Annotated in this window: 16 protein-coding genes and 2 riboswitches; of the genes, 7 read left to right on the forward strand and 9 right to left on the reverse strand. The window is 72.2% G+C overall.

Annotation, left to right across the window (positions count from 1 at the left end; all coding sequences use genetic code 11):
- Positions 1 to 98 precede the first annotated feature (98 nt).
- The 4 genes from ctaC to OHA34_RS35365 all read left to right on the forward strand — a co-directional run bounded on the left by ctaC (position 99) and on the right by OHA34_RS35365 (position 4345).
- A complete protein-coding gene (gene ctaC, locus OHA34_RS35350; RefSeq protein ID WP_285936957.1) occupies positions 99 to 896 on the forward strand; it encodes an aa3-type cytochrome oxidase subunit II in 798 nt (265 codons plus the stop codon).
- On the forward strand, positions 893 to 2560 hold the full coding sequence (gene ctaD / locus OHA34_RS35355; protein ID WP_285936956.1) for an aa3-type cytochrome oxidase subunit I: 1668 nt from the start codon (positions 893 to 895) through the stop codon (positions 2558 to 2560). Before ctaC ends, ctaD begins: the two co-directional genes overlap by 4 nt.
- Positions 2561 to 2563: 3 nt before the next feature.
- Complete coding sequence (locus OHA34_RS35360) at positions 2564 to 2974, forward strand: cytochrome c oxidase subunit 4 (RefSeq protein ID WP_285936955.1); 411 nt, start codon at positions 2564 to 2566, stop codon at positions 2972 to 2974.
- A gap of 111 nt (positions 2975 to 3085) precedes the next feature.
- A complete protein-coding gene (locus OHA34_RS35365) occupies positions 3086 to 4345 on the forward strand; it encodes a L,D-transpeptidase (protein WP_285936954.1) in 1260 nt (419 codons plus the stop codon).
- A gap of 105 nt (positions 4346 to 4450) precedes the next feature.
- Here the strand turns inward: OHA34_RS35365 and OHA34_RS35370 are convergent, their stop codons facing one another.
- From OHA34_RS35370 to OHA34_RS35395, 6 genes are all read right to left on the reverse strand, one after another.
- The gene (locus tag OHA34_RS35370) at positions 4451 to 5791 is read right to left on the reverse strand and encodes a M48 family metallopeptidase (RefSeq protein WP_285936953.1); all 1341 of its coding nucleotides are present in this window, start codon (positions 5789 to 5791) and stop codon (positions 4451 to 4453) included.
- Entirely contained in the window at positions 5788 to 7071 is a 1284-nt protein-coding gene (locus OHA34_RS35375) for a hypothetical protein (protein WP_329520069.1), read from the reverse strand. Before OHA34_RS35375 ends, OHA34_RS35370 begins: the two co-directional genes overlap by 4 nt.
- An 81-nt stretch (positions 7072 to 7152) precedes the next feature.
- Entirely contained in the window at positions 7153 to 7887 is a 735-nt protein-coding gene (locus OHA34_RS35380) for a CHAP domain-containing protein (protein ID WP_329520070.1), read from the reverse strand.
- Positions 7888 to 7897: 10 nt separating this feature from the next.
- Positions 7898 to 8045: riboswitch (cyclic di-AMP (ydaO/yuaA leader) on the reverse strand.
- 193 nt (positions 8046 to 8238) lie between these two features.
- Positions 8239 to 8739 (reverse strand): C40 family peptidase, encoded by a 501-nt coding sequence (locus OHA34_RS35385; protein ID WP_285936950.1) that lies wholly within the window; start codon positions 8737 to 8739, stop codon positions 8239 to 8241.
- Between the two features lie 60 nt (positions 8740 to 8799).
- Positions 8800 to 8994: riboswitch (cyclic di-AMP (ydaO/yuaA leader) on the reverse strand.
- A 512-nt stretch (positions 8995 to 9506) separates the two neighbouring features.
- Entirely contained in the window at positions 9507 to 10502 is a 996-nt protein-coding gene (locus OHA34_RS35390; RefSeq protein ID WP_285936949.1) for a C40 family peptidase, read from the reverse strand.
- Between the two features lie 282 nt (positions 10503 to 10784).
- Complete coding sequence (locus tag OHA34_RS35395) at positions 10785 to 12173, reverse strand: NYN domain-containing protein (RefSeq protein ID WP_329520071.1); 1389 nt, start codon at positions 12171 to 12173, stop codon at positions 10785 to 10787.
- A 181-nt stretch (positions 12174 to 12354) separates the two neighbouring features.
- Between OHA34_RS35395 and OHA34_RS35400 the strand changes: the two genes are divergently transcribed.
- From OHA34_RS35400 to OHA34_RS35410, 3 genes are read left to right on the forward strand one after another with little or no spacing between them, the layout of a single operon-like run.
- On the forward strand, positions 12355 to 14133 hold the full coding sequence (locus OHA34_RS35400) for a DEDD exonuclease domain-containing protein (protein ID WP_285936947.1): 1779 nt from the start codon (positions 12355 to 12357) through the stop codon (positions 14131 to 14133).
- Positions 14134 to 14172: 39 nt separating this feature from the next.
- Positions 14173 to 14922: a rhomboid family intramembrane serine protease gene (locus OHA34_RS35405; RefSeq protein WP_285936946.1), complete on the forward strand. Its 750-nt coding sequence runs from the start codon at positions 14173 to 14175 to the stop codon at positions 14920 to 14922.
- A gap of 54 nt (positions 14923 to 14976) precedes the next feature.
- Positions 14977 to 15264 carry an Lrp/AsnC family transcriptional regulator gene (locus tag OHA34_RS35410; RefSeq protein ID WP_285938557.1) on the forward strand — a complete coding sequence of 96 codons (288 nt, stop codon included), beginning with the start codon at positions 14977 to 14979 and terminating at the stop codon, positions 15262 to 15264.
- Here the strand turns inward: OHA34_RS35410 and OHA34_RS38605 are convergent.
- From OHA34_RS38605 to OHA34_RS35420, 3 genes are all read right to left on the reverse strand, one after another.
- On the reverse strand, positions 15155 to 15640 hold the full coding sequence (locus OHA34_RS38605; RefSeq protein ID WP_443029605.1) for a TIGR04222 domain-containing membrane protein: 486 nt from the start codon (positions 15638 to 15640) through the stop codon (positions 15155 to 15157). The genes OHA34_RS35410 and OHA34_RS38605 overlap by 110 nt on opposite strands.
- A 105-nt stretch (positions 15641 to 15745) precedes the next feature.
- Positions 15746 to 16795: an anthranilate phosphoribosyltransferase gene (gene trpD, locus OHA34_RS35415; protein WP_329520072.1), complete on the reverse strand. Its 1050-nt coding sequence runs from the start codon at positions 16793 to 16795 to the stop codon at positions 15746 to 15748.
- Positions 16796 to 16891: 96 nt separating this feature from the next.
- Complete coding sequence (locus tag OHA34_RS35420) at positions 16892 to 17317, reverse strand: hypothetical protein (RefSeq protein WP_285936944.1); 426 nt, start codon at positions 17315 to 17317, stop codon at positions 16892 to 16894.
- Positions 17318 to 17557: the final 240 nt, after the last annotated feature.

A 17557-nucleotide genomic window follows, 5' to 3' on the forward strand; every position in this document is an offset into this window, starting at 1 on the left:
CGTGTGACAACTGATCTCACCGCCCGGGCAGACCGGGCATTCATCTGTGGGGAAGGCATTCCGTGAGTCCGACCCGCTCGAGGGAGCGGCGTACGCCTGTGCGCAGTCGCCGCGCATTCAAAAGCGCCGGCGCGCTCGGGCTGCTGGCGCTCAGCGCCACCGCGTGCAGCGGTCAGGCGTCACGCCTGGGCATGCCCGTGCCGATCAGCGACCAGGCCGAGCGCATGCTCAAGCTCTGGCAGGGCTCCTGGATCGCGGCGCTCGCCGTGGGCGTCGTCGTCTGGGGCCTGATCATCTGGGCGGTGCTGTTTCACCGCAAGCGCTCCGACGATCTGCCGCCTCAGGTGCGCTACAACATGCCGATCGAGATCCTCTATACGGCGGTCCCGTTCGTCATCATCGGCGTCCTGTTCTACTTCACCGCCCGCGATGAGAACTATGTCGAGAAGACGTCCGCCAACCCGGCCGTCACCGTCGATGTCACCGGGTTCCAGTGGAGCTGGCAGTTCGACTACAAGGAGAAGGACGCCGCCGGGCAGGAGAAGACCGTCGCCTCAGTCGTCGGCACTCCGGTCGCGCCGAACGCGCCCACGGGCGCCAAGCCGGTGATGACGATCCCGTCCGGCAAGACGATCCGGGTCCGGCTGCACTCCAATGACGTCATCCACTCGTTCTGGGTTCCGGCGCTCCTCTACAAGAAGGACATCATGCCGGGGCCGAAGACCAACGAGTTCGAGTTCACGGCGAACAAGACCGGGACGTACGAGGGCCGCTGCGCCGAGCTGTGCGGCGTCGACCACAGCCGGATGCTGTTCCAGCTCCGGGTCGTGACGCCCGAGCAGTACGCCAAGTTCATCGCCGATTCCAAGGCCAAGGCTGCGGGGGGTGTCCAGTGACCACCATCAGTCACGCGCCGAGCGCGCCGATCGCCGCGTCGCGGACCAGCAAGGGGCGCATCATCGCGTCCTGGCTGTCCTCCACCGACCACAAGGTGATCGGCTATCTCTACCTGATCACCTCGTTCGTGATGTTCCTGATCGGCGGCGTGCTCGCGCTGCTCATGCGGGCCGAGCTGTTCAAGCCCGGCCTTCAGATCCTGAGCAACGAGCAGTTCAACCAGATGTTCACCATGCACGGCACGATCATGCTGCTGATGTTCGCGACGCCGCTGTTCGCGGGCTTCGCCAACGTCATCATGCCGTTGCAGATCGGCGCGCCCGACGTGGCGTTCCCGCGGATGAACATGCTGGCCTACTGGCTGTTCCTGTTCGGCAGCATCATCGTGATCGCCGGGTTCCTGACGCCGGGCGGCGCGGCCAGCTTCGGCTGGTTCGCCTACTCCCCGCTGTCGGACGCGGTCCGGTCGCCGGGCATCGGCGGCGACATGTGGGTGATGGGCCTGGCGATGTCGGGCTTCGGCACCATCATGGGCGCGGTCAACTTCATCACCACGATCCTGTGCATGCGGGCCCCGGGCATGACGATGTTCCGCATGCCGATCTTCGTGTGGAACATCCTGCTGACCTCCATCCTGGTCCTGCTGGCGTTCCCGGTCCTGGCCGCCGCGCTGCTGGCGCTGGAGGCCGACCGCAAGCTCGGCGCGCACGTCTTCGACGCCGCGCACGGGGGGGCGCTGCTCTGGCAGCACCTGTTCTGGTTCTTCGGGCATCCGGAGGTCTACATCATCGCGCTGCCGTTCTTCGGCATCGTGACCGAGATCCTCCCGGTGTTCAGCCGCAAGCCGGTGTTCGGCTACATCGGCCTGGTCTTCGCGACCATCAGCATCGCCGGCCTGTCCATCACCGTGTGGGCGCACCACATGTTCGTGACCGGCCAGGTGCTGCTGCCGTTCTTCTCGTTCATGACGTTCCTCATCGCCGTGCCCACGGGGGTGAAGTTCTTCAACTGGGTGGGAACCATCTGGCGAGGACAGCTGACGTTCGAGTCGCCCATGCTGTGGTCGCTCGGCTTCCTGGTGACGTTCCTGTTCGGCGGGCTGACCGGTGTCATCCTGGCTTCGCCGCCGATGGACTTCCAGCTCTCGGACTCCTACTTCGTGGTGGCGCACTTCCACTACGTGGTGTTCGGCACCGTGGTCTTCGCGATGTTCGCCGGGTTCTACTTCTGGTGGCCCAAGTGGACCGGGAAGATGCTGAACGACCGGCTCGGCAAGGTGCACTTCTGGCTGCTGTTCTTCGGCTTCCACGGCACCTTCCTGGTGCAGCACTGGCTGGGCGCGGCGGGCATGCCGCGCCGCTACGCCGACTACGCCAACGAGTTCACCGGGCTGAACCAGTTCTCCACGATCTTCTCGTTCCTGCTCGGCGTGTCGATGCTGCCGTTCTTCTACAACGTCTACATCACCGCCAAGAAGGGCAAGCGGGTCGAGGTCGACGACCCGTGGGGGTACGGCGCGTCGCTGGAATGGGCGACCTCGTGCCCGCCGCCGCGGCACAACTTCAACTCGATTCCGAAGATCCGTTCCGAGCGGCCCGCGTTCGACCTGCACCATCCGCACGTGGGCGCGCAGAACGAGCTCGCCGGGACGAAGGGAGAGTAGCCGATGCGCGTTCAGGCGTTCATGTTCTACGGGTGCGCGGTCTTCTTCCTCGCCACCGACGTCGTCTACTGGCTGTGGTCCAAGGACTGGACCGGCACGACGGCGCTCGGGCTGGCCATCGGCCTGTCCGGTCTGATCGGGTTCTACATCCACTTCACCGTCCGGCGGCTGGAGTCGGCCAACGGCGGCCCGCTGTACGAGGACGACCCTGAGGGGAACATCTCCGACGCCGCGGGCGAGCTGGGCTTCTTCAGCCCGCACAGCTGGTGGCCGCTGTTCGTCGGAATGTCGGCCGCGTGCATCGCGCTCGGCGTGGTGTTCGGCTGGTGGCTGGTGCTGGTGGGCGTCGCGGCCATCATGATGTCGACCATCGGTCTGGTTTTCGAGTACTACCGGGGTCATTTCGCCCACTGATCGGTAAAGGATCCCCAAGGGGGCTGGTTTCCGCATTGGCGCGGAGACCGGCCCCCTTCATAATGGGCGAAGTTGCGGCGATAACGCTGCGAAGTTCTGTACTCGCTCAAAGTGACCGGGGGGTTGACGGTGCTGGTCGGCGGTTCGAGACCGAGGGACCGGGGGCGGCGGGCCACCGCGGTGCTCATCGGATTGACGGTGGCGGCGGCCGGGGCCGCCGCCTGCTCCACAGACAGCGAGAGCGTGGACGCCGGCGCGAACGGCGTCGCGCTCGCGGTGACGCCGGGCGAGGGCGGCGGGCGGCTCAGTCCCGACAGCCCGATCGCCATCCAGGCGCAGCGCGGCACGATCCAGGACGTCACGGTCTCCACGAAGGGGACTCCGGTCGAGGGCGACCTCAACGCGGACCGGACGCAGTGGCGGTCCCGCTGGACGCTCGATCCGGGCGCCGACTACGACGTGACCGCGACCGCGCTCGGCAAGGACGGCCGGACGCGGACGGTCAGCAGCAAGTTCGGCACCGCCAAGGCGAAGCGGACGGTCGCGACCACGGTCGAGGCGCCCTTCAACAAGGAGAAGGTCGGCGTCGGCATCCCGATCATCGTCAACTTCGACCGTCCGGTCACCGACCGGGCCGCGGTCGAGCGGGGGCTGGAGGTGCGCTCCAGCCGGCCGGTCGAGGGCGGCTGGCACTGGTTCGGCGACCAGAGCGTGGTGTACCGCACCAAGAAGTACTGGCCCCGGCACACCAACGTGAGCTTCCGCGCGCACCTGAGCGGCGTGAGCGCGGCCAAGGGCGTGTACGGCGGCAAGAACTACCGGGTCGACTTCCGGATCGGCGACGAGCACATCAGCAAGGCGAGCGAGGACTCGCACGAGATGACCGTCCGCAAGAACGGAAAGAAGGTCCGCACCATCCCGATCAGCATGGGCATGGGCGGCGCGACCCAGTACACCACCACCAACGGGAACCACCTGACCATGGAGAAGGACGACCCGGTCGTCATGGACTCCTCCACGGTCGGCTGCGGGCCGGGTTGCGCGGGCTACTACCGGCAGGTGGTGAACTCGGCGGTGCGCATCTCCGACAGCGGCGAGTACGTGCACAGCGCCCCGTGGTCGGTGGGCTCGCAGGGCAACAGCAACGTCAGCCACGGGTGCATCAACGCGAGCGAGTCGGCGGCCCGCTGGTTCTACAACTTCTCCTACCGGGGCGACCCGTTCAAGGTGACGGGCACCAGCCGGAAGCTGGAGCCCGAGAACGGCTGGGGCTACTGGCAGCTCTCGTGGTCCGACTGGACGAAGGGCAGCGCGCTGAAGCGGTCGATGACGACCGGTCCGCAGGTCACCGCGCAGACCGCGCCGGCCTGAGCGCCTCCGCCGGCCCCGGGAGGGGCCGGCGGCCGGGACCCCGTCCCGGACGGCCGTGACCCCGTCCGGGGCCGGTCGCCCCGGGCGGGGTCCTCTCGCGTCCGCTCAGGGGCTTCGCAGCGGAGGCGGGACGGGGACGTCGTGCATCCGGGCCCAGTCGCGGGCCATCGCGATCCGCGCGGGCCCCGCCGGGTGGGTGAGCCACAGCAGGTACTCCACCGGGTTCGGGGCGAGGTCGGAGATGTTGCGCACTGAGAGCTCGTGCTGCATCGACACGAAGACGCCGGGGTCGCGGGTCAGGTCGAGCGCGTGGGCGTCGGCGCGGGCCTCGATGTGCCGGCTGACCAGGTTCTGCACCGGCGTGCCGACCTGGGTGGCGACGGTGACCAGCGCCAGCAGCAGCGCCGCCGACCGCGGATCGGCGGCCCCGCCGTCCTTGCCCGGCCCCGCCCGGACGCCGGCGCGGCGCAGCAGCCACGGCGAGGTCATCAGGAGCTGGAGCAGGCAGAGGGCGCCGGCGACGCCGAGCGCGCCGACCAGGGTGCCCCACAGGACGTCGTCGCGCTTGGCGTGGCCCAGCTCGTGCGCGACGATCGACTCGACCCGCGCCGGGGGCGACTTCAGCAGCGTGTCGTAGACGACGATGCGTCGGGTCGAGCCGAAGCCGGACACGTAGGCGTTCAGGGAGGTCGTCCGCCGGGACGCGTCGGCGACCAGCACGTCCTTCACCGGCACCCCGTCCCGCTCGGCCATCGTGAGCAGGTCGGACCGCAGCCGGCCCTGCGGCAGCGGGTGGAACTTGTTGAACACCGGCTCGACCGCGATCGGGTAGAGGAACGACACCGCGATGACGAGCACGAGGCCGCCCGCCGCCGCCCCGGCCCACCAGTAGCGCGGGAAGCGCCTGATCACCGCGTAGAGCAGCAGCAGCGCGATCGTGTAGATGACCCAGGTCACGCCGAGCGACTTGAGCTGGTCGGCCAGCCAGGACGGCCAGGACTGCGTGGACAGCCCGTAGCGGCGCAGCACCGACTCTCTCCACACGTCGAACGGTAGCCCGGCCAGCCGGAACACTGTGGTCAGCGTGACCGCCGCCAGCGCCACGCGCAGCGGGCGGCGCCGCACCCGGGCGGCGGCCCGGCCGATCAGGCGGGCGCCGAGCGGGCTCAGGCCGAGCGCGAGCACGACGGCCAGGCCCACCAGCAGGCCGCTGTAGGCGGGCGGGTTGAGGGCCGAGTCGAACGCCTTCGACCGGGCGATCTCGGCCGGGGTGAAGTCGAGGGCCCGGTCCGCGGCGGTGTGGCCGCCGGGCACGTGGCCGGGCAGCGGGTTCCACGGGGTGGTCAGCCCGAGGAGTGCGCCGACCGCGGCGAAGAGCACGGCGGCCGTGCCGGCGGCGGCGACCCTGGCCCGCCGCATCCCGCGGTCGGGGGGCGGCTCGCTCATCGCAACTCCTTCTTCAGGTAGTCGCGCCACATGGCGGTGAGGCGGTCCCGGGTGAGGCCGAGCACGTCGCGCAGCGCGGTGGCCTCCGGGGCGTGCCCGGCGGCCCGGTACAGGCGTACGAGGGTCGCCTCACCGTATCGGTCGGAGATCATCCGGCAGGCGAGCCATGCCTCCTGGTACGCCTGGGAGAGCCGCGGCGAGGTCCCGGCGAACGCCTCGCGGCCCGGCAGCGCGGCGGGGAGCCGTCCGGCCACCAGGTCGCGGCGCAGCTCGCCGGCCGCCGCCCGGACGTCCACCTCGGCCCTGCGGTAGCCGACGTAGTCGGCGAAGCCCTCGATCAGCCAGAGCGGGGTGCGGGTATCGCCGGCGCCGCCGGTGGCGACGTGGGTCAGCTCGTGGGTGAGGACCACGTCGCGGCCGAGGGAGTTCAGCCGCCCGAAGGTGCCGGGGGAGATGATGATGCGGTCCTCGCCGCGCCCGCCGGCGGCGCCGGGCGCGCGGGTGGCCAGCGCGGCGATCTCGCGCAGGTTCTGCCGGGGCCCGGCGAGCGCCGCGGCCTGGGCGGCGCCCGCGGGGACCAGGGCCACCGCGCGGCGGGCCCAGCCCTTCCCGACGACTCCGGTGACCGCGGGCACGGCGGCGTCCAGCCGGCGGGAGATCTCGGCCAGCTCCGGGGCGTCGCCGATCACCAGGCTGGACCTGCCGCGGACGGCGCGCAGCGGCGCGCCGTCCCAGAAGTCGGCGTCGTCGCCGCCCGCGCCGGCGCCGACGATCACCCAGGCGCCGGAGCGGGGCGCGAGGGTCAGCCGGCGGGTGCGCTGCACCTGCCCGCGGTCGAAGCCGCGCAGCCGGTACCGCAGCTCGACCCGGACGACCGCGGCGTCGGCGGAGTCCGACTCGACGGCGGAGAGCCGCTCCTCCCAGGAGTCGAGGGGGAGCCGGCGGAGGTTGTCGTACAGCCGGGCCTGCGCGTCCTGGACGGCCGCCGGCGCCGAGCCGACGGTGGCCAGGAAGGCGGTGCGGTCGCCGTCACGGACGGCGCGCGCCCGGTTGGCCAGGATGTCGCGGGCCGGGCCCGGGGCGAACGGCCCGGCGGGCGCGCCGGAACCGGGGCCGGTTCCGGCCGCGGGCGGACGCGGGCCGCCGGAGCGGGCCGCGACGAGGCCGGCCCCCGCCGTGAGGCAGGTGGCCAGTCCGGCGGTGCCGAGAGCGAGGGCGCCGCGCCGCGAGAGCCGCCGCGCGCCGCCTTCCACCTCCGCGAGCCGGGGGTCGTCCTCCATGGCCGCGATCCTATTCAGCCGCGGCCGGGCGCCGGGTCCCGTGCCCGGGACCCGGCGCTTCCGGCCGGTCGGCGCTTCCGGTTACTTGGCGTACTCGGGGTAGCCGTACCCGACGATGCTGCCGGTGTCGCGCTGCCTCACCTTGACCGCGTTGCTGGTGTTGCCCTCGACGGTCTCGACGGTGCCGTCCTTGTTGTCCTTGATCACCATGCCGACATGGACGATCGCGTCGGTGCTCTTGTCACCGCTCCAGGAGAAGAAGACGATGGCGCCGGGCTTGGGCTCGGTGCCCCAGCGGCCCTGCTTCTTGAACCATTCGGCGTGCGCGACGGTCCAGGCGTCGGTGCCCACCTGGTCGCTGAAGCCGACCTGCTCGCCGACCCAGGAGACGAACATGTCGCACCACTGGGCTTCGCTGTATCCGGAGACCGAGCCGCCGTCGCGCTTGACGGTCTCCTTGGCCCGGTCGGTGGACATGTACCAGTCCTGGAACTTGGTCTTGCCGGAGCCGTTCTCCTCGACCCCGAGCTGGGACTTGGCCACCTTGATGGCCTCCCCGGCGGTCGGCTTCTTCTTGGCCGGCCTGCCCTTGGCGGCCTTGGCCTTCTTGGGCGCGGGCGACGCGGAGCGGGGCCGCTCGCCCGGCATCTGCACGGCCGCCGCTGCTGCGGAGACCTCGGCCTTCCCCGGCGAGAACACCGCGGCCTGGGCGGCGACGGCGGCGGTGCTGAGGACGGCCGCACCGGCGACGACGCCGACGGTGGTGCGGAGGCTGATGACCAGGGGGGTGGACTTGCGTTGGTGCGTGCCTGTCACGGCGGTATCTCCTTGGCTTCCATACCGCCTACCGGGTTAGCTGACGGGTTCGGGCGTGGAAGCTGCCCTACGGCCTGTGAAGAGGCCGATTCACCCCAGGGAACGATGGGTCCCCGGCTGTGCCGCGGTGCCGTACTGGCACCGGGCGCACTCGGCGGTGGGGCGCCCTGTGAGGGCGCTCCGGATGTGAACTGTCGGATTCCCCAGGGGGGAAGGGACGTGGCCGCCCCCCGCGCACGGCGTCCGCGGTGGAGCGGGACGGGGCGCGGGACTCCTCAGGGGATGGGGAGTCCCCAGGATGGAGGAGCAGGGGACTGGGCGACCACGTCCGTGGTCGGGCTCAGCCGCCCGTCAGTAGGGACGGACGGCGCCGGCGAAGGTCTTCTTGCGGTAGTCGTTGAGCTTGACCACCTTGACCTGGCTCCCGCTGTTGGGAGCGTGGATCATGTAGACCTTCTTGCCGACGTGCTTGGTGACCATGCCGACATGGCCCTTGCCGTTGAAGAACACCAGGTCGCCGGGGGCGAGCTTGTTCCAGGAGACCTTGTTCTTCACGGCCTTGTACTGGGCGGTGGTGACGCGGGGCAGAGTGACCCCGGCCTTCTTGTACGACCACTGGACCAGGCCCGAGCAGTCGAAGGCGTTCGGGCCCGCCGCGCCGTAGCGGTAGGGCTTGCCCTTCTTCTTCTGGGCGTAGGCGAGGGCGCGCTTGGCGAGCTTCTGCCGTTCGGCCCAGGACTTGTGCTTGGCCTGCTTGACGACCTTGGCGACCGGTACGGGCTTGGCGGCGGCCTCGGCCGGCGCCGCCTGGACGGCCGCGATGAGGGGAGTGGTCACCACCGTTGCGGCCACGAGGCCGCCCGATATCCGGGCACGGCGGGACATGCTGCTGACAGCGTTGCTGGACAGGGGTTCTCCTTCTTCCAGACGCCTACCGGGTTAGCTGACGGGTTCGGGCGTGGAAGCCGCCCTACGGCGTGCCGTCGCCCACCGGGGGTTCCGGAGGGAGGGGCGCGCCGATTCACCCCGGGGAGCCGGTTCAGGGGGCTGAACGCGGCGATGTGGGTCCCCGGCTCCGCGCGATGGCGGACTCGGCGTTGCCGCTATGGTCCTTGGGCGCGATGGGGCCCGGCACAGGACGGGTGTCCCGTGTGCGAAGGAGCGGCTTGGTTCTGTTCGGGGTTGACGGCTCCGCTGATGTGGAGCCGTCGGGCCGGTGCCCTGGGGGCCGTCGTGGCGCGCTCTCAGCGCCATGCACGCTGGGGGAGTGCGCACGATGCGGCCGGGCCGGCCGGTCTCCGGAGAGACGGAGGCGGCACCTGGACGGTGCCGTCCGGGGAGCGGTACGTGGTGCGCACCGCGGGGGTGTGGCCCCGTGGGGACGGCGCCTGGGAGGCGCCGACGGGGCGGTGGGCGCCTGGCGGGCGTCCCGAGTAGGTGCCAAAGTACCAAAAGGTATTCAGAAGGCAAATCCCGGCAAAACCGACAAGTGCCAGCTCAGGGGCTCGCGCGAGCCCCCGGAAGCGGTCCGGGCCCGTCCGGGAAACGACTCGGGCCCGCCCTCCGGCCCCCGAGGGGACTGGCGGGCGGGCCCGGACGGCGCCGCTAAAAAAGCAGTGTCAGGGGCGTCCCGAACCGTAGTAGTTGGACGCGTAGTACCCCGAGCCGATGTCGACGATCTCGACGTTCTTGCCCGTGCGCGGGGCGTGGATCATCTTGCCGCCGCCGACGTACATCCCGACGTGCCCGAGGCTGCTGAAGAACACCAGGTCGCCGGGCTGGAGGGCGCTCTTGTCGACGCGCTTGGTGGCGGCGAACTGCGAGTTGGTGGTGCGGGTGATGCCGACCCCCGCCGCCTCCCAGGCCCGCATGGTGAGGCCGGAGCAGTCGAACGAGCTCGGACCGGTCGCCCCGTAGGAGTAGGGCTTGCCGAGCTGCGCGTAGGCGAAGTTGAGCGCCGTGCGCGCCGAGCCGCTGGCCGGGCCGGTGTAAGAGCCGCCGGTGCCACCGCCGCCGCCGCCACCGGTCGAGCCGGTCGACTGGCCCAGCTTGGCCAGCATCTTCTTCTGTGCGTTGACCGACTTGTCGACCTTGGCCTTCTGGGCCTTGAGTTCCTTGGCCTTGCCCGCGACCTCGTTGTAGGTCGCCTGCGCCTGCGCCTCTTCACGGCGCAGCCGCTGGGTGGCGGCCAGGAACTGGGTCAGCTCGGAGCTGCGGTTCTGTGAGAGCTGGGTGAGGACCGCGGTCTGGTCCAGCACCGCCTGCGGGTTCTCGCTGCCGATGAAGCCGGGCAGGTCGCCCGAGTCGCCGGCCTTGTAGGCGGTGGCCGCCATCGCGGCGATCTTGCGGCGCTGCTCGTCGAAGCTCTTCCGCTCGGCCGCGCCCGCCTTCTTGGCCGCCTTGAGCTTCTTCTTGGCGACCTTGAACTGCTCGTCGACCTGGTTGTACTTTTCCACCAGCTGGTCGACCTGCTCGTTGAGCTTGGTGAGCTTCTTGCGGACCTCACTCGCGCTCGGCTTCGGCGCCGCGTGCGCCGTCACCGCGGGGGCGGTGATGGAGACCGCCACGGTCAGGCAGGCGGTCGCCGCCAGCCGCCGGGAGGTGCCGCGTCCCACGAGAACGCCCCGTCGGCCTCGCGAGCGCGCAGAGGCCACGGGGTAATCATTGGCCACGGTGTACATCGCCCCTCTCATCCAAGACGTCAGCGGTGACATTAGCGAGGGGCCACACCGGTCACAACTGGTTCGTCACTCTTGCACTGGTTCTCGGCTGAATACCCACTTTGCGTGAGGACAAGATCACGAAGTGCGGCGATCCGGCCCCCGGAGCCGGCGGCGGACGGGGGCGGCGCCGGGCCCGCGGACGGGTGGAAGCCCAGGACAAGCCCGCTAAAGGTCCTAGGAACGTCCCAGCCGGCGCAGCAGCAGCGTGGAGGGCGCGGGCCTGGCCCCGGCCCGCCGGGCCGCGTCGGCGACCTCACGGTCGGCGGAGACCACCACCACGGCCCGGCCGGGCGGCTCGGCCCGCACCAGCTCCCCGATCAGCTCGTCGGCGGTCTGCCCGGGATGGCTGAACAGCACCCGCACGCCGCGCGGCGCCGCGATCGCGACCGGGGTGTCCAGCTCGGCGCCGTCGAACACGCAGGTGACCTCGGCCCTGGTCTGCGCGGCCAGCCCGCCGAGGCCCGACAGCAGCCGGGTGCGCTGGTCGGCCAGCGGCAGCTCGCCGTAGCCGGTCTTGGTGACGTTGTAGCCGTCGATCACCAGATGCACCTGCGGCAGCGTCAGCAGCCGCTCCAGGAGCTGCGGGTCGTTGTCGGACAGTGCCCGGCCCGGCAGCGCGCGGTGCGCCTGCTTGCCGGGCTCGACCGCGCCGACCGCGTCGGCCGGCCGGGCGATCGTGGACGGCAGGGCCAGCTCGCGCCGGACGCCCTGCGCGGCGTCCACCAGGGTGTCGAGCAGCATCCGCAGCCGGACGTCGTCGACGTTGCGGCCCTCCCGGGAGGCTCGCCGGGCGGCCTCGGCCGCCGCCTCGGCCTGCCCGAGCCGGCCCCGCAGCCGGCGCATCTCCTTGTCGGCCGCGGCGGTCGAGTCGCGGGCCGCGGCCAGGTCCCGCGCGGTGTCGACGGCCAGCGACTCGGCCCGGTCCTGGGCGGACTTGGCCTTCGTCCGGGCCTCGTGCAGCTTGCGGCGCAGCTCGGACACCTCGGCCTTGCTGTCGCGCAGCTCGCCGCGCAGCTTCTCCAGCTCGCCCGCGCGCGCGGCGCGGGCGGCGGCCACCTCGTCGCGCAGCTCGGCGATGCGGCGTTCGGCGGCCTCCTCCTCGGAGGCGCTCGCGGACCGCTCCAGCTCCTCGCGGGCCGCCTCGACCAGCCCCGTCCAGCCCCGCGGCCGAAGCAGGTAGGCGATGACCGCGACCGTGACCGGATCGGCCGCCGGCGGGACGTCGCGGGACTCGACCGCCTCCACCAGCTCGGGCTGCGCCTCGCGCAGCGGCCCGGCGGCCCGCAGCCGGAACGCGTCGTCCTTCTCCAGCAGCGCCGCGATCGGATGCCCGGCGAGCTTGGCGCGCTTGCGCCGCTCGAACCGGGCGAACGGGCGCAGTGGCGCCGGGACCTCGTCGTGCGGAAGCGCGCCGATCAGCTCGGCGGCGGCCTCCACCACACCCTGGCGGACCGCCTCGGGCAGGGGGCGGGACGGTCGCTCCGCCTCTTCCGGGCCGCTGTCGATGATCCGCTCCTCCCAAGGCCGCTGCCGGTGCGTCGTCTCTTCCCGAGTGGCACGCACCTTAACCAGTGTGAACGCGCGATGACCGGCGGGGCGGTGCCGGGCATGACGCGCGATCGGCCGGGAGAGCGCCGCGCTCCCGACGGGACGTCCCCGGCGGCCCGGCCCGATGGGACGCCCCGGCGCCGCGACCACCCTAGCGGGGCGGCACTCTGTCGGTGGGGTGCTCTACGGTCACGGCATGACCGCTGCACACGGCGTCCAGGGGACCCTCGACGATCTCGGCACGCCGCTCGCCGGCGTCACCTTCGTGGTCGTCGACCTGGAGACCACCGGCGGCTCCCCGGCCGAGTCGGCCATCACCGAGATCGGCGCGGTCAAGGTGCGCGGCGGCGCCGAGCTCGGCCACTTCGGCACGCTCGTCGACCCGGGCGGCCCGATCCCGCCGTTCATCACCGCGCTCACCGGCATCACCCAGACCATGGTGACGGCCGCGCCCCGGATGGAAGCGGTGCTGCCGGCGTTCCTGGAGTTCGCCCGCGGCAGCGTGCTCGTCGCGCACAACGCCCCGTTCGACATCGGCTTCCTCAAGGCCGCCTGCGCGGCGAGCGGCTACGCCTGGCCCGCCTTCCCCATCGTCGACACCGTCGACCTGGCACGCCGGGTGCTGGGCAGGGACGAGGTCCCCAACTGCAAACTGGGCACGCTGGCCCGGTTCTTCCGCGCCGCCACCGAGCCGACGCACCGGGCGCTCGCCGACGCCCGCGCCACCGTCGACGTGCTGCACGGCCTGATCGAGCGCATCGGCTCGTTCGGCGTCACCACGCTCGAGGAGCTGCGCGGGTTCGCCAAGGCGCCCACGCCCGAGCAGCGCCGCAAGCGGCACCTCGCCGACGACGTGCCGAGCGCCCCCGGCGTCTACCTGTTCGAGGATCCCGGCGGCGAGGCGCTCTACGTCGGCAAGAGCGGCGACCTGCGGTCCCGGGTGCGCGCCTACTTCACCGGCTCGGAGACCCGCCGGCGGGTCCGTGAGATGGTCGGCCTGGCCGAGCGCGTCCGCACCATCGTGTGCGCCACCGGGCTCGAGGCCGAGGTCCGCGAGCTGCGCCTGATCGCCGCGTACAAGCCGCGCTACAACCGGCGCTCGAAGTTCCCCGAGCGGGCCATCTGGATGAAGCTCACCGTCGAGCCGTTCCCGCGGCTGTCCATCGTGCGCGAGTGCCGCGACGACGGCGCGGTGTACCTCGGGCCGATGTCGTCCCGGCAGCAGGCCGAGGACGCCCGCGCGGCGCTGCACGAGGCCGTCCCGCTGCGGCAGTGCACCCAGCGGCTCACGCTCCGGCTGATCGAGCGCGGCCGGGCCCGTGCCTGCGCGCTCGCCGATCTCGGCCGGTGCGGCGCGCCCTGCGACGGCCGCGAGCCCGAAGAGGCGTACGCGCTGCACACGGCCGCCGCCCGGTCGGTCATGCGCGGCGACGTGCGGCCGGTCGTGGCGGCGGCGCAGGCCCGCATCGACCGGCTCGTGTCCGAGCTGCGCTACGAGGAGGCCGCCGCCGAACGCGACCGGCTGGCCGCGTTCGTCCGCGCCGCGGCGCGCGGGCAGCGGCTCGCCGCGCTGGCCGGCTGCTCCCAGCTCGTCGCGGCCAGGCCCGCGTTCGACGGCGGCTGGGAGCTGTCGGTGGTGCGGTTCGGCAGGCTCGCCGCGGCCGGGACGATCCCGCCGCACGCGCACCCCCGTCCCTACGTCGACGCGCTCATCGCCACCGCCGAGACCGTCTTCGCGCCCGCCGGGGGAGCACCGGGCGGCGTGCCGCCCGGTCCCGGCCCGGCCGGGGGCGCCACCGCCGAGGAGATGGAGTGCGTGCTCCGCTGGCTCGACGCGCCGGGCGTGCGGCTGGTCGAGGTCGACGGCGTCTGGAGCTGCCCCGCCCACGGCGCCGAGGGGCTGCGCCGCCGCATCGACAACGCCTACGTGGCACCCGATCCGGGAGATCAGGGAGCGGCTCGGCCACTAAGGTGATCGGGATAAATCCGGCGAATCGGTGAGGACCCCTCCTTCATGGCCCTGCCCCTCTATGACAGCCAGCCCACGCGGCGGGTGCCATGGATCACCTACCTGCTGGTGGCGGCCAACGTCGTGGTCTTCCTGCTCACCCCGATGTCCAGCTTCGCGACCTGGTACGGCGGCAGCGGGGCCCGCGAGTGCAGGACGGCCCACTTCACCTACCAGTACGGCGCGGTGCCGAAGGAGCTCACCAGCGCCGAGCAGCAGCCGCTGCCCGCCGAGATCGCCGGCGAGTGCGGCCCCGCGGCCTTCCACAAGGCACCCTGGACGTCGGCGTTCACCTCGATGTTCCTGCACTCGGGCGCCCTGCACCTGCTGGGCAACCTGGTGGCGCTGTTCGTGGTCGGCATGGGGGTCGAGGACCGGCTCGGACGCTGGCGCTTCCTGCTCAGCTACCTGCTGTTCGGGCTGGTCGCGGTGTACGGGTTCGCCTACACCTCGCCCGGCTCGGAGGTGCCGCTGCTCGGCGCGTCCGGGGCGATCGCCGGCGTGATGGGCGCCTGCCTGGTGCTCAACCCCCGCGGCCGGATCGTCAGCTTCGTCCCGCCGGTGATCGTGGTCCGGCTGCCGGTCTGGGTGGTGCTGGGCTACTGGTTCGTCCTCCAGTGGCTCTCCCTGGGCGACGACGAGAGCAACGTCGCCTACACCGCCCACATCTACGGCTTCGCCGCCGGCATGCTGTTCGCGCTGCTGGCGCGGCGGGCGGGTCCGGTGCGCGGGGCCGTGGCCCTCAGCCGCGGCTGAGGGCGCGGGCGGCCCTGGGTAGAGTCTGAGGTGATCTATCTTCGGGAGGACGCTGTGGTCACCGCGATCGTGTTCGTCAAGGCGGATGTCGCGAGCATCCACGAGGTGGCCGAGACGATCGCCGCCCTCGACGGGGTCAGCGAGGTCTACTCCATCACCGGCGCGCACGACCTGATGGCGATGATCCGGGTCCGCCGGCACGAGGAGCTCAACGACGTGATCCCGGGCCGCATCAACAAGATCCCCGGCATCGTCGACACCGAGACCCACATCGCCTTCCGCACCTACTCCCAGCACGATCTGGAGGTCGCGTTCTCGCTCGGCCTCCCCGACGCCGGCTGAGCCGTTCCGAGCCCGAGGCCCGAGGCCCGAGGCCACCGGCCGTCGCCCCGCTGGGCCGGGAGGGCTCAGAGGCCGCCGGAGGAGTCGTCGGTGTCCGAGGCCATGTACTGACCGCCGGTCTCTGCAGGGCGGGGCCCAGCAGGAGACCGGTGTGCGGGATCGCCCCGAGGGCCGCCCGCTCCACGGGGTCGCCGGGCTTGCGCCGGACGGCGTCCACGCGGTGCCGTTCCGAAGAGATCGTGATCCGGCCGTCCCGGCTCAGCGCGACCAGCGCGACCAGCGCCACCCGGCCCGGCCCTCCGCACAGCCAGGCGGATTCATAGAGATCGTCCACGATCCGAGCATCGCCCGGCCGGACGTCCGGTACCAGGTCCAATGACGCATTCGTCCGAAATGTCGCAGGCTGGGCCGGTGGAGCGGCGCCGGGACGGGCGGGACGAGCGCTCGGTGCTGCGGCGCGTTACCGAGCGGCTCGACTCCCTCACGGCCTGAGCGCCTGCGACACCTCGATCCAGCGGGCGAGCAGCGCCTCCGCGGCGCCGGAGTCGACCGCCTCGGCCGCCCGCGCGTACGCGGCGCCCAGCGCGGCGGTCAGCTCGCCGACGGGCGGCGTGCCGTCGTAGGCGGTGATGAGCGCGGCGGCGTTCAGCAGCACCATGTCGCGCACGGGGCCGGGCCGCCCGGCGAAGACCTCGCGTGCCACCCGGCCGTTGAAGGCGGCGTCGGCGCCGCGCAGGTCCTCCGGCTTGGCCGGCGGGATGCCCAGATCGGACGGGTCGAACGCGGTCTCGGTCGAGGTGCCGTCGCGGACCACCCACACGGTGGACGTGCCGGTGGTGGTCAGCTCGTCCAGGCCGTCGTCGCCGCGGAACACCAGGGACGAGCAGCCCCGCTCGGCGAACACGCCCGCGATGATCCCGGCCATCCTCGGGTGGAACACCCCCACCGCCTGGGCGGCGGGCCGGGCCGGGTTGGTCAGCGGGCCGAGGAAGTTGAACACCGTGGGGGTGCCGAGCTCGCTGCGCGTCGTGGCCGCGTACCGCAGCGCCGGGTGGAACAGCGGCGCGAAGCAGAAGGTGATGCCGGTCTCCTCGGCGACCCGCGCGGTGCGCTCGGGCGGCAGGTCGATCGCGACGCCGAGGCCCTCCAGCAGGTCGGCGGCGCCGCACGAGGACGACGCGGCGCGGTTGCCGTGCTTGACCACCTTGACGCCGGCGGCGGCGCCGACCACCGCGGCCATCGTGGAGATGTTGACGGTGTGCGCCTGGTCGCCGCCGGTGCCGACCAGGTCGGCGATCCGGCCGGTGACCTCGATCGGGGTGGCGTTGTCCATCATCCCGCCGGCGAGCCCGGCCATCTCGGCGACGGTCTCGCCCTTGGCGCGCATGGCCACGGCGAAGCCCGCGATCTGCACGTCGGTGGCCTCGCCCGTCATGATCCGGTTCATCGCCCAGGCGGTGTCGGTGCTGGACAGCGACTCGCCGCCGAGCAGGGCGTTGAGCAGGGCGGGCCAGGTCGTTCGGGCATCCATGTGTCCCCCAGGGTGAGGTGGGTCCTCGGGGACGGCGGGGCCGGTTCGGCCGGGGCCCTCGGACGGGGGCCCACCCCGCGCCCCCGGCGAGCAGGTCTAGAGGGCCGGAAGGCGGTTCTCCGTGCGCCAGCGCATCAGCCCGGCGACCGCGGTGGCCACGGCCATCGGGTCGAGCGGCAGGCTCACCACGGCGTCGGCGCGGGACCAGGTGGCCAGCCAGCCGTCGTCGCGGCGGGCGATGATCGCCAGCATCGGCGGGCAGTCGAAGACTTCGTCCTTGGCCTGGCGGCAGACGCCGAGCCCGCCGGCGGGCTGGGCCTCGCCGTCGACGACGGCGACCTCGATGCCGCCCGCGTCGAGCCGCTCCACCACCGCGGCCTGGGTGGCGACCTCGACGTACTCGACCGGGGGGAGGTCGGCGGCGGGCCGGCGCCCGATCGCGAGCCGGATCTGGGCGCGAGTGTTCGCGTCGTCGCTGTAGACGAGAACCTTCATCGGGCTGTCCGGGGTGGTGCTGCTCATGGCAGAGAAGGCTACCCGGTCGGGACCCCGCGCACGAGACGCGGTAAGGACCGGGTGCGAGCGGCTCGCGCGGGCGTGTCCGGACCGTGTCCGAACCGTGCCCCGGGGGTGTCGCGCGGCGGGCCGATCCGGAAAATGCCCGCCGAACGTGCTGGAACCCCTGGTCCGCAGGCGATCCAGTGTTACCTGGAGTGCCTCCAGAGGCGTTCCCGGGACACGCTCGGGAACTCCAGAAGGGGG

This window comes from Spirillospora sp. NBC_01491 (genome assembly GCF_036227065.1).
Classification (GTDB): domain Bacteria; phylum Actinomycetota; class Actinomycetes; order Streptosporangiales; family Streptosporangiaceae; genus Spirillospora; species Spirillospora xylanilytica.

What these genes read in the sequence shown, in the direction of transcription:
- OHA34_RS35360 (WP_285936955.1), top strand. Translation starts at nt 2,564, where the DNA reads ATGCGCGTTCAGGCGTTCATGTTCTACGGGTGCGCGGTCTTCTTCCTC.
- OHA34_RS35370 (WP_285936953.1), bottom strand. Translation starts at nt 5,791, where the DNA reads ATGAGCGAGCCGCCCCCCGACCGCGGGATGCGGCGGGCCAGGGTCGCC.
- OHA34_RS35375 (WP_329520069.1), bottom strand. Translation starts at nt 7,071, where the DNA reads ATGGAGGACGACCCCCGGCTCGCGGAGGTGGAAGGCGGCGCGCGGCGG.
- OHA34_RS35400 (WP_285936947.1), top strand. Translation starts at nt 12,355, where the DNA reads ATGACCGCTGCACACGGCGTCCAGGGGACCCTCGACGATCTCGGCACG.
- OHA34_RS35405 (WP_285936946.1), top strand. Translation starts at nt 14,173, where the DNA reads ATGGCCCTGCCCCTCTATGACAGCCAGCCCACGCGGCGGGTGCCATGG.
- trpD (WP_329520072.1), bottom strand. Translation starts at nt 16,795, where the DNA reads ATGGATGCCCGAACGACCTGGCCCGCCCTGCTCAACGCCCTGCTCGGC.
- OHA34_RS35420 (WP_285936944.1), bottom strand. Translation starts at nt 17,317, where the DNA reads ATGAGCAGCACCACCCCGGACAGCCCGATGAAGGTTCTCGTCTACAGC.